Source organism: Bacteroidota bacterium, assembly GCA_016183775.1.
Taxonomy (GTDB): Bacteria; Bacteroidota; Bacteroidia; order JABDFU01; family JABDFU01; genus JABDFU01.
Map to the genome: position 1 here is coordinate 34,949 of JACPDY010000144.1, position 16,913 is coordinate 51,861.

The 16,913-nt window shown below is 41.5% G+C and carries 6 protein-coding genes; 1 reads left to right on the forward strand and 5 read right to left on the reverse strand.

Features of this window, described 5'->3' with window-relative positions:
• Positions 1 to 129 precede the first annotated feature (129 nt).
• From sprA to HYU69_16125, 4 genes are all read right to left on the reverse strand, one after another.
• Entirely contained in the window at positions 130 to 7,533 is a 7,404-nt protein-coding gene (gene sprA / locus HYU69_16110; GenBank protein MBI2271867.1) for a cell surface protein SprA, read from the reverse strand.
• A gap of 91 nt (positions 7,534 to 7,624) precedes the next feature.
• Complete coding sequence (gene ruvA / locus HYU69_16115; GenBank protein ID MBI2271868.1) at positions 7,625 to 8,212, reverse strand: Holliday junction branch migration protein RuvA; 588 nt, start codon at positions 8,210 to 8,212, stop codon at positions 7,625 to 7,627.
• A 259-nt stretch (positions 8,213 to 8,471) separates the two neighbouring features.
• Positions 8,472 to 9,686 carry a GTPase HflX gene (hflX, locus tag HYU69_16120; protein ID MBI2271869.1) on the reverse strand — a complete coding sequence of 405 codons (1,215 nt, stop codon included), beginning with the start codon at positions 9,684 to 9,686 and terminating at the stop codon, positions 8,472 to 8,474.
• Positions 9,687 to 9,700: 14 nt separating this feature from the next.
• A complete protein-coding gene (locus HYU69_16125) occupies positions 9,701 to 10,312 on the reverse strand; it encodes a cytochrome c (protein MBI2271870.1) in 612 nt (203 codons plus the stop codon).
• Positions 10,313 to 10,789: 477 nt separating this feature from the next.
• On the opposite strand from HYU69_16125, the gene HYU69_16130 reads away from it, so the two are divergent.
• Positions 10,790 to 15,559, forward strand: a complete 4,770-nt coding sequence (locus HYU69_16130; protein MBI2271871.1) for a T9SS type A sorting domain-containing protein — start codon at positions 10,790 to 10,792, stop codon at positions 15,557 to 15,559.
• Between the two features lie 24 nt (positions 15,560 to 15,583).
• Here HYU69_16130 and HYU69_16135 read toward each other — a convergent pair whose 3' ends face one another.
• Positions 15,584 to 16,882 carry an amidohydrolase family protein gene (locus HYU69_16135; GenBank protein MBI2271872.1) on the reverse strand — a complete coding sequence of 433 codons (1,299 nt, stop codon included), beginning with the start codon at positions 16,880 to 16,882 and terminating at the stop codon, positions 15,584 to 15,586.
• Positions 16,883 to 16,913: the final 31 nt, after the last annotated feature.

The window sequence follows — 16,913 nt, forward strand, 5'->3', positions numbered from 1 at the left end:
CAAAAACCCCTCTTGCTTGGTGAACCTTTGTGACTTAGTGACTTTGTGGCAAGGAAACATAGCCACCAAAACACAAAAGCACGAAATCCCACCAAAAAATTATCAAAGGGAAATTTGTCGTACACCCGTTTATTGCGCCAGCGTAAATCTTAAGCTTATGCCCGCGTTTGTATTTGAAGTAGGGAAGGAGGAGGAGATGACCGGTCGGTTCATGATACGGTCAAAGAAAGCGCGGACAGTCAATTTATCATTAAGTATGTAATCTGCGGAAGTTTTTATTGTAATTATATTTTGACCTGAAGTGGCCTGCGTGATATCTGTTGCGGCCTGGCGCATTACGGTAATGTTGTTTTTAAAGGATATATCCGCTTTTAAATTAAGGTCACTTTTAAAGGCACGTTTTCCTAATTTGATCTTAAGGTCTTTGATCCTGTAACCCGCGCCTATTACTATATCACGGGAGTTAAGTTCCTGCAGTTGTATGTTCGACATGGCCAGTGAAAGGTTGCGTTCTTTTCTTATTTCAAAACTGGTGAGCAAGCTGTTGTTCCAGGTCATATCAATTTTAAGCAGCGGCGAAAATTGTTCGGATATCGAAACCGAACCGATCGTTAAACGCGGAACAAAATTACTTGTGGCATCACGGACAGTGGTGAGGCCATCGCCATTATCCACAAAGTTTAAATTTTGAGTGAAGGAGGTTACGTTGTAGGTTGAGCGGTAAGAATGGCTCAGGGTAATTGAGCGGAATAATGTTTTTATAATTTCCATTTTGGATAATCCATCATAAGTTATCCTCCAGTTGGGCATTGGAAGTAAAGGGAAGGTGGTAAGGTCGTTTTTGCGTGGTGCTCTGCCTGCGTAGGCGGCTACAAATGCGGGTATGGTTACATCCTGTGATATAGCGCCGTAGCCGTTCATAAAGCCGGATGTATCCTGTTTAAGTTGTGCAAGCGTGTACTTCTGTGCCTGGAAGTTGGAGATCGTTGCCCTGTAATTGAGAAAGTTCTCCCAGTTCTGGGAAAAATGTGTTTTGTTTCGTTTTTCGAAAGCGGTTCGTATACTCAGGAATGATATACTGAAGCTTCCTGAAAAAGTAGGTGTTTGACTTTGAAACGATTTTGAAAGGCCGTCCCACCTGAAAAATTCGCTGCGGGTTTCGCTGTAGTTGCGATTGCCATTCACTTCGATTTTAAAATCAGGTAATGGTTCAATATTTACACGTGCTGTAATATTTTGTGTGCGGTTATTTGTGTATGGAGTATTGATTGAAGCGGTTTTTTCCAGCCAGTCATTATCAATGGCTTTTTGCCGGATGTCGGCCTGGCTGCCAAATATGAAGCCGGGAGTAGGGCCTTCAAATCGGCTATCCATTCCCATAATATTTGTCTTTTGCGAATAACCGGGAAGTGTAGTTCCGGCATTGTCGGTATAGCTCAGTGTAATGTTTTTTACGCTGGTAACAAGCCGGCCAATATAATCCAGTATCTCATATTGATTTTCTTTCTTTTTTGGTTTTAATGTATCGGCCTTTAAAATTTTGGCTTTTAAAGAATCAATAGCTGCCTTATTTGCGCCTGAGGTGTCTTTCGATAAAGATTTTAGTTTTAATTTTAGTTTTGCCATATCCTTCGTAGCGGCAGCGGCTTTTTCGGCTTCTGCTTTTTCTTTGGCTTTTTGTTTTTCATCGGGCTTGATCCCGCCAAGCGGTTTTTTCGATAGCTTTTTAAAGTAAGGTATTTTATTATAAAGAGTACTCATGTTAAATTGTCCGTTCCATTGCCAGGAGCCTGAATTCTGAATGATGTGACCGAGAGAGTCGGCGGCAAAGGGTGCTCGGGTCCAATCGTATGTGCCGGAATAGCGCACGCTTGCATTCACAAAATCAAGCATGGGTAATTTGTTAATAGGTATGGTATAGTTCACATTTAATGAATGCCGGTATTTTGTAGTAAGCCCGAGACCCAATAGGTTATCAATAACAGTATCGCGTTTTTCCTGGGTATCTATCCGTCCTACGGGTTCCATTATCCGTCCCTGGTTATTGGCAGTAAAATCAACCTTAAGGGCTTTCGTCAGATCCCATTTCAGGTCGTACGAACGGTTCATGTTAAATGTTTTATTATAAAGCGGAATAATAATTACATCGGATGATCCGGTGTTATTGCGGATCTTGCTCTCATTGTAAAAGCGATCCACATCAGTTGTAAATCCCAGCCTGTTGGGGAGAAGTGAAAAATTAAGGTCCTTGATAAGTGAAAAATATTTCGGATTCAGTTTTATTTTGTCAAAAGGTTTAATGCTTTTGGCTGTGGGAGAGAAGGACCAGGTAAGACCTGCCTTATAGGTTCGCGTTGTATTGTATTCTATATTTATATCGCGATGAAAAATTTCACTGAAAGAGTAGGAGAGTGCCACATTTTCAATATCGTAAATGTGAGATGTCTTTTTATTTTTCCCTTTGTCTTTTTTTACATTGGTAAAGTTCAGACTCTTTCGTCGTGTGTAATCGACGGTTACCGTACTGAGTGAATCTCTTTGTGTTTGAGGAATGGCCTGATCGCTTAAAACTTCTTTCAGGTTTATATCGGGGTCAAGCGGATTAAACCGCGGAACAATAAACGACTCGGAATATCCGAAATACATAGGAATTTTAATGTTCAATGTTGAAGGAGTGAATTTCCCAAGTTCAATATTGGACGAAAGGTCATATCCGTAATTGGTTGATTGCTGACGTTCGTTCACTTTCTTTTCAATCCCGCCCCAGCCGGGTGTGCTATAATTTCCCGCAATAGAAATTGAACCCAGATCAGCCAGGTCGGTTTTGATCCGTGCAATGGATGCCCATCCGCCTTGTTCGTCAAAATCACTCAGGCGCAATTCGTTTACCCAAACTTCACCGCATTTCGCCAGTCCGTCATCAGTGGTACTCCCGGGTTGCTGCTTTGGATTTCGTATGCCTATCATGATTGTTTTAACACCGGCCAGGTTTGGATTTCCCATAATGTAAATATTGTTGCTTCCATCACTTACCATGTAGCGGATATTTAGCTTGGCTGTGGCTGTGCCATTGGTTAAGGCGATGTTACGCTGCTGTTTAGCCGATTGCAGTTTGGCAAATTCCAGGTCGAGTTCGTTTGCCAGCGGCCATACGGCATACTGGTCGGCCTGGTTACCTCCATTGTAGTTTTTTGGCGCGGTCACTTTCAGTGGAATTTCATACTCGTAATAGTTGCTGCTAAAATCACTCCCCAGCCGGATGAACACACGCAGGTCGCCGTCATTAAGGGCATCGCCATTTGGGCCGGCTTCAGCATGGACGAACATTTTTAACTTTTTATACATGCGTATGTCAAGACTGGTTGTGCGGAACGCGGCCCTTGCATTGCCGTCTTCCAGACCGCAAACGCGCATTGACAATGCCTGCTCGTTCAACCGGGCGAGATTGGAAGACTGAATATTTACCTGGCGATCAATGCCCGGAGGTAAAACGTAGTTTACCGGCGCACGTGTTCCGTTCTCTTCTATGTTGATAGCAGCCGTTTGAAACGAGGCGTTGCGGCCGTCTGTACCCAGGTATTCTCCGTCAGCCAGGAGAGAGTTGTTATATGTTCTCCATTCTCCGCGAATAAATTCCATACGTGCAAAGCGGCACACAATAGGTTTGTCAACACCTTTAAAGAACATGCGTATAAAACGGATGGAACGAAAATCTTCAATGCTTCCTACTTTTGTTTCAAATTCCCTGATTGGTATTTTAATCTGGTACCACTTGATGGGTTTTGTTGTTCCGTTCTTGATATTTTGTCCGGAGGTTGAAAGAATGTCGGTGATATAATTTTGTCCAACTGCATTGAAGTCGGAGGGCCGTAAACTTAAGCGGTATTGAAAATAACCTTCACTTTCACTTAGGGTATTGTCGCGGTTAATATCTTCAGAAGTAGGTGTTGATGTTGCTGAAGTGGTGTAGCTTTCGGTAAGTCCCTCATGATTTGCCTGACCGGATGCCGGGGAGTTGCCATCGGGACCATTGTATTGACGGTAGCGTTCAAGCACTGTGAGCTTAGTGTTGTCATAATCTGAACCGCGATAAAAATGGTAATCATCTCCGGAAGGATCTTTTACAGCATTCAGATAGGCGGCTGAAGTGGCGCCATGCAGGGCGGAGACTTTTTGAATATATGAACTATTGAAAAACGAATTTTCATCACCATTGGTCAATCCATCCAGCCCGACATCCTGGTAAGGGCGCGCTGCTTCATTCACATCAAATGCGTTTACAATTGACTGGATGGCGGGAACTCTGCCCCATTTCGTTTCGTCGTAAGGAATATTTGTTGAATTGCTTCCGTCTATAGGTAAACCATTTTCAAATGCTTTGCGTGAATCTTTCAAAACATCTTCCGAAATGTTGCCGAGGTTTACGTAAAGGTCGCCTGTAGTGTTAGGGTTGATATTGTCGGCGTTAAAAGGATCCATCATCCAGAATTGTATGTACTCAATGTTGGTCGCTTCAAAATCGTTTGTTACCACCTGGCGCATAATACCGCCCCAGCGGCTTTTAGGATTATTTAATTTTCCATTCACGTCAATGCCGCTTGAAATGCCTGATAGTCCGGTTACGTCGTAATTGTAAGGCCCGCGATCCTGTGGATAGTATGCAAGATCAAACACCGGTGTATTGGTAGGCGTTCCGCTTGGCAATTGTTTGTTGGGGAATATTTCAGTTTCAAGCACCTCACGTGTGAAGTTGTCTGACATTTCGTTGGGGCCCAGATTGCCGGGGGTTAAGCCGGGTGTATTACGCAATAAAAGAGGATCGATGATATACCAATTAAGCCTGGCACGGTTAAAACCAGCAGGAAGGCTGTCGTTCAATGATGCTTCGGGAAATAGTCCGGGCTGCCCCTGTGGTATACTGGCCAGCGACCAGGCCTGCGGCGATTTTATATCAATACGTGAAATACTTCCTTCAAAATCATCAATGTATGAATTACCATCCTTGCCAATAGCTTTATTGTGTCCGGGAAATAGTTTTGCTACTTCACCCGATGCTACAAGGTTAGAGGGCTGCTTTGTACTAATGAACGGTAATTTATCAACAAGCTTTGTAATAAAAGGCACTTCTGTTTTATAGTTTCCGTCCAGTCCAACAACTGTATTTGAAATAGGTTCATCACCTATGTTCACTTTTTGTGTCAAAGGGCGTTCAGTTAAACGCATGATCGTACTTCCAAGTATAAAGTCTTTGTTTACCCGGTAATCAAAATGAGCACCTATCATTGTTTTTGACTGTAATGCGAATAGCGAATTACTTTCGAGCGAGATCTTAATTGGTGTGCCCGAGTTGAGTATGCCTTCGTTGATTATTTTTACACGGCCGAGTGTATAGTCAACTGTATAGTCAATGTTTTCAGTAAGTTTAATCCCTCCAGCCGTAACCGTTACTGAACCTTGCGGAACGTTTACGGTATTGAGTGCTATCTCTGAACTTGAAGATGATTTATAAGAGCCTTTGAGTTTGAATCGGTTTTTTTCCGGTATCTGTATGGCCGCTGTTTTGGTGGAATCGTACAACTGTTTGTATGCATATTTTTCGGCAAAAGGCCGGGTGGTTAATGTGTCCGAAGTGGGAGGGCTGCCCAGTATTTTTTTATATAAATAACTTCCGAATGGTTCAGCTACGGGAAAAATGATCCGGCCATTTGCGGCGCTTATGGTAACACCGTCAATAAAGTCGAATACACCGTCAGCCGTTGCGTCACCGTTTAAATTGAGGCGGTCGAGCGGAAGTACCTGCACAAGGGGGATGCCCTTATAAGGCCCGTCAGGGAGAAAATTAATGTCGACGCCGGTTGAGAGGTTGTTGTACCAAACCTCTAATCTGAAATCCTGTGGATTTATCTGGTATCCGCCAATGGAATAAATGTTTTTCATCATCAGGTCCCAAATAGGCAGTCGCGGATTAACTGTTGTACCCTTAAGCAATTTTATATAAAGTGGTTTGGGACTTGTTATCCCATCAGTTGAAAACTCGCCAACCTGGTATGTTTTGCCGTTAATGCTGTATTGAAAAGCCACAGCCAGAACTTCATCATAATTCAATGATTGGTTAAGTGAAATAAACCCCAGGCGCGGGTTGAACGTAAATTCAGTAGGAGCCAGTTTGCGGGCCAGCTCTATTCGTTCATAGTCGCGTGCAATCACGTAAGGCGTACCTGCAAGATTAGCGCTTACTTTTGGAAAATCACGGTCTCTTAATTTTCCGACCAGGGAGTCGGCCATCTGGTAATAAAGATTATTCGCGCCATTTTTTGGTAAGTAGCCTGTGCTATCCTCAATGATCGGTGATTTCAGGTATTTTGAAACATGGCCGGAGTCTTCCGCCAGGTCAGAAAATGCAACAATGTTACGCAGATCGGTGGTGGTGCTGCTTCTGTTGGTGACCCATACCTCAACCTTGGTGACACTAACAGGAGATTGAATAACGGGGAGTTTACTCAGGGCCGTATCAAAGCGATCTCTGAAATATTGGGAAAGAAAGAAGTGGCGGTTGGCTTCGTAGTTATCACCAGTCACTTCAAACTTACTTATTTGCGCGCCGCCGGTTACGTTCACTTCCGATTTTTTCCCTTTTTGCTGCGAGAAAATGGTCGTAGCTGTCAGCTTGCCGAATTGCAATTGGGTTTTTACTCCAAATAAACTTGTGCTGCCGGTGATAAGTGTACCTGTTAAAGGAAGTGTTACGTTACCCGCTTCTATTTTTTTTATGATCTCATCTTCATAGCCGTTATATTCAATCTTCATCTGGTTCTCAAAGTCGAAAGTGGCTTCGGTGTTATAGTTGGTCGTGAGCTTTAGCTTATCGCCGATCTTGCCAATCACGTTAAGCTGAATTTTTTCATTGAAGTCGAATGTAGTAATGCTTCGCTGCTTAACAGGCAGTATAGGGTTCTCGGTTTTCGAATTATTAACACCAAAAATAAGTTCGGCTGTTCCCTGCGGACGAATGTCGACTGTGTTGCCGCCAAAAATACGGTCGAATAGTTCCCCGCTCACATGAAGTTTGGGAATCAGGGCACGGTTCGCCTGAGTTGTAGCTTCGGCAGTTGTACGTTGGCGCCAGTAACTTTTTACCTGCTTTTGTATCTGGTAATCCATGTATTCTTCGGGCGACATATAGGTTGGCGGCCGGTAATCCAGGTTACCCATTTTCTGGCTGATGTTATATTGTCCCGTAACCGGATCATAATCTATTTTCTTATCGATGTTAGTGGGGTCAGTAAGTTTAAGTCCTCCGCTATTGGGGTAGTATAGTGGATCCTGAACAGATTCATCTTTGAAATTGTATTTGAGTTTTGTGGTGGGCACTGCAGGAGAATCGGCCGGTAATGCTGAAGCTGCAATTCCTTCTTCTTTAAAAATGGGATAGGTGCCGGCGGGCCGCTCTTTGGCTTTAGTGCCAATAAAAGCTGATAAGACAGTAGCGGATGCTGCCGCTAAAAAAGTGTATTTAATTGCTTTATTCGCCAAGCTTTTTTGTGAACTTTCGAATCATAAACAAACCGAATTACGAATAGTGTAACAATACTGATCCGTAATTCGGTTTATTTTGAGCCTTGGATTATAAATTTTTTAATGCTGCCTTTATCAGATCCTCAACATTAAGCTCTGAGGATGAGCTGTTTATGACTTTATCAAGGGCTTTTTCTGTAACATTTTTAGCAAAGCCCAGATTCACTAATGCAGATAACGCTTCATCGCGGTTGTTATTGTGCGCAACTATCATAAAATCAGAGGAAAGCTCACTTTTTCCAAGTTTGCCTTTCAGGTCAACAATAATGCGTTGAGCTGTTTTTTCACCAATGCCTTTTATGCTTTTCAGTAAAGTAACATTTCCGGTCAGTATGGCTTGTTGAATTTCCCGGGCCGATAGTGATGAAAGCATCATGATTGCACTTGTTCCTCCGACTCCGGATACGGACACCAGGTGCCGGAATAGCTGCCGTTCCTGCATATCGGCGAAGCCAAACAGTTTTGGCAGATCATCACGTACATACATTTCTTCGGCATATAGCTTACAGGTACCGCTGGCGGCCATTTTGGAGTAGGTGTTCAGCGATATGTTGAGCAAATAACCAAGGCCATTGCAATCGATCACTGCGTACGTAGGTGTTTTTTCGACGAGGTTGCCTTCGATGTGATTAAGCATAAGTAAATTAGTTAGAGTAAAAAAATCCCGCTTTAAGCGGGATGCTTTTTATTTTTTAACGGGACATAAAAATAGGTGATTTTTATGTAATACCGATGCCCGGTATACTATAGTCTAAATTTAAACGCTTTTCCACTCTCGATCGGTTATTCATAGACTAATATTAGCGGATGGTATAAATAAGGAAGTCAATTTTAAATTTAACTTGCTGTTAATCATGCATCTGCGTTGTGATAGAGAGGTGGGGGACGGCTATGGGTTAATACAGTAAGTTATTATGCGGATAGCGTTTAACATGCATTTCTTTCACCATGTTATAAAGTAAAGTTTTAAACTCTTCAATGTTTTGTTTATTGGTTGCTGAAATAAAAATACATTGAGAATTAATTTTCCCCATCCAGCTTTTTTTCAATTGATCCAAACTGAGATTTTCTTTGGTAACAGGAGTTAAATCATCATCGTCTTTTGGAAGAAATTTATACGCATCAATTTTGTTGAACACAAGTATAGTTGGTTTGTCGTGCGCTTTAATATCCGCAAGAGTCTGGTTAACAACGTTGATCTGGTCTTCAAATTTAGGATGCGATATATCCACAACATGTAATAAGATATCTGCCTCTCGAACCTCGTCCAGCGTCGATTTGAAGGATTCAACCAGGTGTGTGGGCAGCTTACGGATAAAACCAACAGTATCCGAAAGTAAAAAAGGAACATTATCAATAACCACTTTGCGCACTGTAGTGTCAAGTGTGGCGAATAATTTGTTCTCGGCAAATACAGTTGATTTGCTAAGCATATTCATAATAGTTGATTTACCAACGTTGGTATAACCAACAAGCGCAACCCGGATAAGTTCTCCGCGATTTTTGCGCTGAGACGCCATTTGCTTGTCAATTTTAATAAGATCTTCTTTAAGAAGGGATATTCTGTCGCGCACAATACGTCTGTCGGTCTCAATTTCTTTTTCACCCGGTCCGCGCATACCTATACCGCCGCGTTGACGTTCAAGGTGGGTCCACATACCCGCTAAGCGGGGAAGCATATATTGGTATTGGGCAAGCTCTACCTGTGTTTGAGCGTGTGCGGTTTGAGCACGGGCGGCGAATATGTCAAGTATAAGATTGGTGCGGTCCAGGATTTTTCTTCCCATTTCTTTTTCCAGGTTACGGATCTGGGAGGGAGACAGCTCATCATCGAAAATGAGCAGCGATACATTATTTTCGTCAACGTATTTTTTTATTTCCAGCACTTTTCCGGAACCTACAAACGTGCGAATGTCAGGTTTATCAAGGCGTTGAGTAAATCGTTTTAGTGTAATTACTCCGGCAGTACTGGCTAAAAATTCAAGCTCATCGAGGTAGTCTTTCACTTCCTGTTCATCCTGCTGTTTTGCAATTATACCAACCAATACAGCGGTGTCAGCTTGTTTTGCAGTGTCAATCAGCTGCTTCCTCAGGGATATTTTTTTTTGCATCTGAAAGGAAAAAATTATTTACGGAGCGTTTTTACATATTCAGATACAGCGGCAATTTGTTCGGGGTTTAGATGGCTGCCGAAACCCTGCATATTGTTCTTTCCGTTTGTGATCATTTCGATAATGCCCGCATCGTCCAATTGTGATAGTGAAATGTCTGTTGCACCCATCAGTCCGGCTTTACCATCCTCGCCATGACATTTGGTGCAGTAAGCAGAATAAAGTTCTTTACCATCGATTGATGAGACAACAGTTGTATCATTGCTTTTTGGTTTTTGTTTTTTATTCACTTCAGCTAATCCGTAAGCCCCTATTATTAATAGCATTGCTAAAGAGGCGAGTGCCTTATTCGACCGTTTAAAGCCAATGATCGCAATCGGGATTGAAGCAAATACAGCGATGAGTTTGAAGATCATCAGTTTATTTATTTCAGGTTGCTGTGTGAGCATATATATGCCCGAAGCAAGAAATAAAAAACTTACTATCATTTCAGGGACTTTGAACAGCCTGGAAAATCTAGCCAGTTGTTCAGTTTTGTTGGCTAACAATAAAATTGTTTTTATAAGATAAATAAGTAAAAACAGCAATACTACTATTTTGTGCGTAGTGTAAATTGATTGGTACATAGTGTTTGTTTTAATTGTCAGTAATTAATCGATCGAAACCCGCTGCCAATGGAGCTGTTGCGATCCTTTCCGATTTTCGGAACTGTGAAACACCCACGAATTCATTTATATCTAAAAAATGAGTGAGGATACCTGCGGTATAAATGTAAAAATAAAATGTGCTTATAAGAAAAATTGCATTTACGGAACAGCTATTTTTCACCTATTGTATACTTATTAACAGGGTTTTTTCAGATTATTCGCAGAGTCCATCAATAATTTTAAGCCGGTAATTTACTGGGCTAAATGAAATTTATTATAAATAATTGAAAATCAATTAGTTATATTTTGTTGATGTATAATTGAAGAGTTATTGATCAGTAATTGTTGAAAAGTGTCAATGTACAATGTAACCTTAGGTTTTGAAATACGTATAAGTACCTAAGAAAAGTCGAATATTTATAGGTTGAATGTTGATATTTCTTAATATTTTTGCCGATGGAAAGACAAGTAGTACCATATCCTTTTAGTTTATACCGCCAGTCGCGGACTTATTCCGATAAGAAGTTTTTCAATTCTTTTGCATTTCTATTTTTAACGGGCTTATTTGTTTTATTGCAATCTGCTAATGCCGCTAACTATTACTGGAGGGGAAATGGAGGAAACTGGAGTGATCTTACACATTGGGCGAGCTCATCAGGCGGAGCGGGAAGTGCTTATGCAACTCCTCCAACAGCCGCTGATAATGTTTTTTTCGATGCCAATTCGATTACAGCCGCTTCGCAAACTATTACTTTTAACGTAAATCCCACTTGTGCCAATTTTAATTTAACAGGAGTTCTTAATTACCCAACCTTTGCCGGTGCATCTACAATTACTTTTTATTGTTCGGGTTCCTGGACCTGGGCTTCAGCGGCGTTAACATATGCGGGAAAAGTGGAGTTTAATGGAACCGGGAGTCATACTATTACAACAACAGGTGTCATTTTTAACAGTTGGGTAACAATAAATTCAACAGGAGGAACTTATACTGTACAAGATTATTTATATGTAGATTATAACAACACTGACGGAATTCTCAGATTACAAAGCGGAACACTAAACACAAATAGCAAGCCTGTATATTGTAATATACTTAATTGCAACATTGTAGATAATGTTCGCGCACTTAATTTAGGGACATCCAGTGTAAATGTTTATGGAACCGGAACGGCGATTGATTTTAGGGGTAATACAACCAACTTTACCCTTACATCATCACCTACCTCTCAGATCTATTTAAATGGTACGAGCGCTACAATTCAGGTTGGTACTATCGCAAAAACAATACCTAAAATTACAGCAAATGCTATCACCGGTACACTGCAAATAACTTCCGGTACAGTTGCAAATACAACAGAGCGGATCACTTTCGGTGATATTGTAACTTCGGGAACTGCCGGCTCTCTTCGTATTGATGCGGGTAGTGTGAACACCAATCAAAAAACATTTGGAAATATAACTTCAAGTAAATATGTTTCGATTTCGGGCGCTAACGGAACAACATGGGGTTCGGCCGACCGCATGATATTTACCGGAAATGTTAATGTAGGTTCGTTTGATATATACGGTAATTTTGCCGAAGTGCAGGGCAATTTTACACAAAACCAGCCTGCGGCTACTCCTGCTGCCGCTTCTCCGGTAGTTACTGCCGGGACCACTTCCTATTTTCGAAATAAAATAAAATTATTAGGGAATTTTACAGTCGGCGTGGGTCCAGACCTTGGTGCCACTGCGCCAAGGGGCTCTATTATCACCAGTGCCGTTGACACGATACAAATTTTAGGTAACATATATGTAAGCAATTCACCGGGTATAATGTATGGAGCGCGTGACGGCTATACATTTAATGTTGAAAAGAAGGCGACAATTTCAGGAGGAGTAATTGTTGCCACAAATTGTATATCTGCGATAACAACTACTTTAACTTCCAATACTGTAATTATTAACGGGACAATAAACACGGGAGTTGGATCTGCATTCGGGTTGGGCGGTTCTACCAATGTCGCAACCGGTATTTTTGCTGTTGACAGTATGATCGTTCAAAAGAATTCCAGCATTACCATTTTACCATCGAATGCTCCCGGTACTTCCACCACTATTAATGAACTGGTAGTGGCTACCGCAAGCACATTCCAATTCGGTACTACCGGGACTGATACAACTGCCATTGGCCGGGTTACTTACACAGGCAGCTGTAACGGTTGGAGTGTATTCAAGAGTATTAGTTCAGGAACTGCAGCGAAGGTGAAGTTTACAAATGGACCTACTTTTGCATACGTGATGGCGAAGGATCTGAATATTACCAGCGCTAACCTTACCATTAATTCAGGTATGGATCAGGGGAATAATACGGGGATCACATTTAATGCACCGGAAGCTGCTAAAACCTTTTACTGGGTAGGCGGACTGGCAGCTAATACCAAAACTGGCACCTACTCAACTGGCGTAAACAACAACTGGTCAAATCCTGATAATTGGTCCCTCGTTTCCGGCGTTTACAGTGCAACAAATGAATGTGCTCCCGGGCCATTAGATAATGTTCGGTTTGACGCCAGTTCATTTACTTCGGCTTCCAACAAAACATGCGATGTAGATCAGATGTATACCTATGTGAATGATTTTGACTGTACCGGAGCTACCGCAGGTTCATTCTTAGATAATGGTATTGTAGGCGCTACGAACACTTATGGGTTTAAGCGATATATTTATGTATCCGGCAACATTACGCTGGCAGCCAATATGACCAATAATTTCGAAGGGACCTTCTACTTTAATGCAGGATCGGCCAAAACAATTACTTCTAATGGCGCTCAGTTTTATGGCCCAATGGTTTTTGATAATACTGCCGGAGACTGGACCCTTGCCGATAACCTGAATATTAATTGCCAGTCGTTTTATGGCTATTATGCAGACTTTACGGTGCAAACCGGAATTGTACGTGCAAATGCCGTTACAATAAACCTGGAAGGAGACTTTACAGTTTCAAACAGTGGAAGTTTTCTTAGTGGAACCGGCTCGGTAATATTTGATGCAACAAATTCACAAAATCCACTTGACCAGACTATAACGACTTCTGCAGCAACAACTTTTTATAATTTAACTGTATTAAGAACAAATGGTACCGCGTTCAGCAGTTGGGTTAAACAGAATAATGCCATAACAATCAACAATAATTTCTTAATTACCAGTGGTTTTCATTATGATAATGGATATCAGATTACTGGTAACGGAACAGGGACAATGACAATGTCGGCTGGTTCATATTTATATATTGGCAGAAGCAACAGTATTGCTACTATTTTTCCAACTAATTTTGTTTATGCCAATATTACGCTTGATCCGACGAGTACTGTTTACTTTGGCGCTAATGCAACGCAAACTGTTTCCGGGTTGCCAGACTACGGTAATCTTGTTTTAATAAGAGCTGTGCCAGGAGTTGCCGCTACAGGCACAACTATGATGACAAAAACACTCACAGAACCGGTTCTTGTGAATACTTCTATTTATATAGCAGTGTATAATAATTTTTATGATGGTGGTTTTCAGATAAGTTTTGATGCTGTCGGTCCGAATGCTATAACAATGCAGGCAACTACAAGTCAACTGACGTTGGGCTCTGCCGGTTCCGTAACAACATTCCCTGTAAATTATACTCCTGCATCAGTCAATTTTGGCCACCCCTCTTATGTTGTATATAATGCCGGGGCGGATCAAACTATTGAAGGGTTGTTTGGTACAACTCCTGCAAACTATTCACATTTAACATTAACAAATTCACCTGCGGCAGCCGCTACTAAATCATTAAATGCAAATACTATTATTCGTGGAAATTTATTGATCGACCCAAGCAATGTAATGGATGTAACTGCCTCTAATTATTCGATAACACTGGCTGGCAACTGGACCGACAAAGGTACTTTTACTGAACGTCTCGGTATGGTAACCTTTAATGGCACAGCTCTTCAAACAATAAATATCAATAATAATGTTGAAACTTTCTATGACGTTACATTTAATAATACGGTGGTTCCGACAGATGCGGCGGGTTCCATTTCAATTGTCGACGATATTGTGATAGCGCACTCGGCCACATTCACTGATGGTGTTGTATGTGCCACTACTGCTTCTCCTGCCGACGAACTGGTAACATTTAATGACGATGCAACCACCAGCGGGGCCAGCAATAATTCATTTGTGAATGGCAGAGTAAGAAAGATTGGTAATGAAGCATTTGTATTCCCTACCGGAAATAATGTAAGCAAGTATGCACCTATTGGCATAACTGCTCCTTCACTTACAACCGATCATTTTACAGCAAGGTATTTCGATAACAGTCCGAATGCCCAGGGATACACCCGAACACTAAAAGATACGACACTTGATCACGTAAGCAGTGCCGAATACTGGATACTCGACCGTACCAACGGTACTTCGGATATAACGCCTTCGTTATATTGGGATTCACCACGGAGCGGTGGTGTTGCAACGTTATCTCTGCTCAGAGTTGCGAAATGGGACGGAACCAAGTGGAAAGACCTTGGATTCCTGAATACGACCGGTACTACCACGTCAGGTAACCTTCAAACCTCCGCGGTTGTAACTTCTTTCAGTCCGTTTACCCTGGCAACTGACAGTTCAGGCGGTTTTTACGAAAATCCTCTGCCTATCGAGCTAATAAATTTTACAGCAAAGGCGGTTGATAACAAGTACACACAATTAGAATGGACAACTTCAACAGAAACAAATAACGATTACTTTACTGTGGAGAGATCAAGAGATGGTATTCATAACTTTGAACAGGTGGCGACTGTAAAGGGAGCCGGAAACAGCAGTAAATTGTTAACCTACAGTACTCAGGATCTCAATCCTTTAAATGGCCTGAGTTATTACCGCTTAAAGCAAACCGATTTTGACGGTAAGTATACCTACTCCAGGCTGGAGTCAGTTGTATTCAGTGATCTTCAGGAGGCATTTTACATATTCCCTAACCCGGCCACACCCGATAATCCTGCACAACTGCATCCTACAACTTCTGAAAATGTAGAGGTGTTGGTTGTGGTATACGATATTTCGGGCAAACAGTACTTTTCGAAGATTGTTATCACACAAAATTCGGGTGAAAATGTTTTTGCACTGGATCTGAATCAAACACTTGCCAAAGGAGTGTATTATATAATAGCTACAACCAACGACACTATTTACAAAAAGAAACTGGTGATACAATAAATATACAATCGTTCAGAAAACCCCTTATCTGAGCGCATATTTCTTTTTGTATTTTTCATACAATGTCTTTTGATCGTTGTTCAGGTCAAGTTTTTTCCCTTTAATAAACGCCATCTCAACATTGTTGGTTTTCATGTCGAACGCATCTCCGGTAGAAATAAATAGGGTAGCGTCTTTATTGTTTTCCAGGCTTCCAACAAGATTATCAATGCCCAATATTTTTGCGGCATTCAACGTAACTGACATAAGGGCCTCTTCTTTACTGAGTCCGTATGCGGCGGCTGTACCAGCATAAAAGGGTATGTTCCGGGTATGTATGGCTGCCATATCTCCTTCGTTTTGTAAACAAAATAAAATCCCCGCTTTTTGTAATAGCGAGGGAAGTTTAAAGGGCATATCAATGTCATCTCCGGGCCGCATGGGCAGATCGTGTATCCGGCTAACCATAACAGGAATATTATTTTCTTTTAACATAGCGGTAAGCATCCATGCGTCCATACCTCCGGTAATAACCGGGCTTTTGATCCCATTTTCCTTAATGAAATTGATCGCCGCTACCAGGTCTTTCACATGATCCGCATTAATAAAGAGTCTCTTAGACCCGTTAAAAATACCTTTCATTGATTCAAAACGAAGATTTTTTTCTTCATGAGCGTCGGCTTCGTTATAGGCTTTTGCGTCAAGAAAGAATTTTTTCAATTCGTTTATTTGGTTTACATATTGAAGCTTCCGGTTGGCGTTGCCGGTATCCGAATTGCTTTTTTCAATCGGCAGACGAGGAAAATTCAAGTGTACACCATCATCGGCTTTTAGCAAAGCATCTTCCCAGTTCCAGCCATCCAGCATAAAAACTGACGAAGTTCCTGAAAGCATTCCTCTACGGGGTGCTGCCTGCACTATCAAAACCCCATTAAAGCGAACAGTAGGAATTATTTTTGAATCCGTATTGAACGCGATCTGTGTTCGCACTTCAGGGTTGATCAAGCCCACTTCATCAAAATCATTTGTGGCGCGGACCGCTTCAATTTCAATAAGACCAAGCGGTGAGTTTGGGGCTATTATACCGGGATAAACATGTTTGCCGGGTATATTAATAATTGTATCGAACGCTGAGCCGTTTATTTTAATTGCGGTGGCGTCCGCCACTAAATTGAGTTTTCCATCCTTAAATCCTATTGCTGAATTTTCAATTACCTTTCCATTACCTAAATGCGCGATGCCATTCATTAATAATATGCTTTTTGTTTGAGCAGGGGCAGGGGTTTGCGCGATGGCGCAGTGAAGAATTAAAAATAAAAAATTAAGAATGAATAATTTTTTCATATTGTTTTAAATTTAAACATATAACGAACAA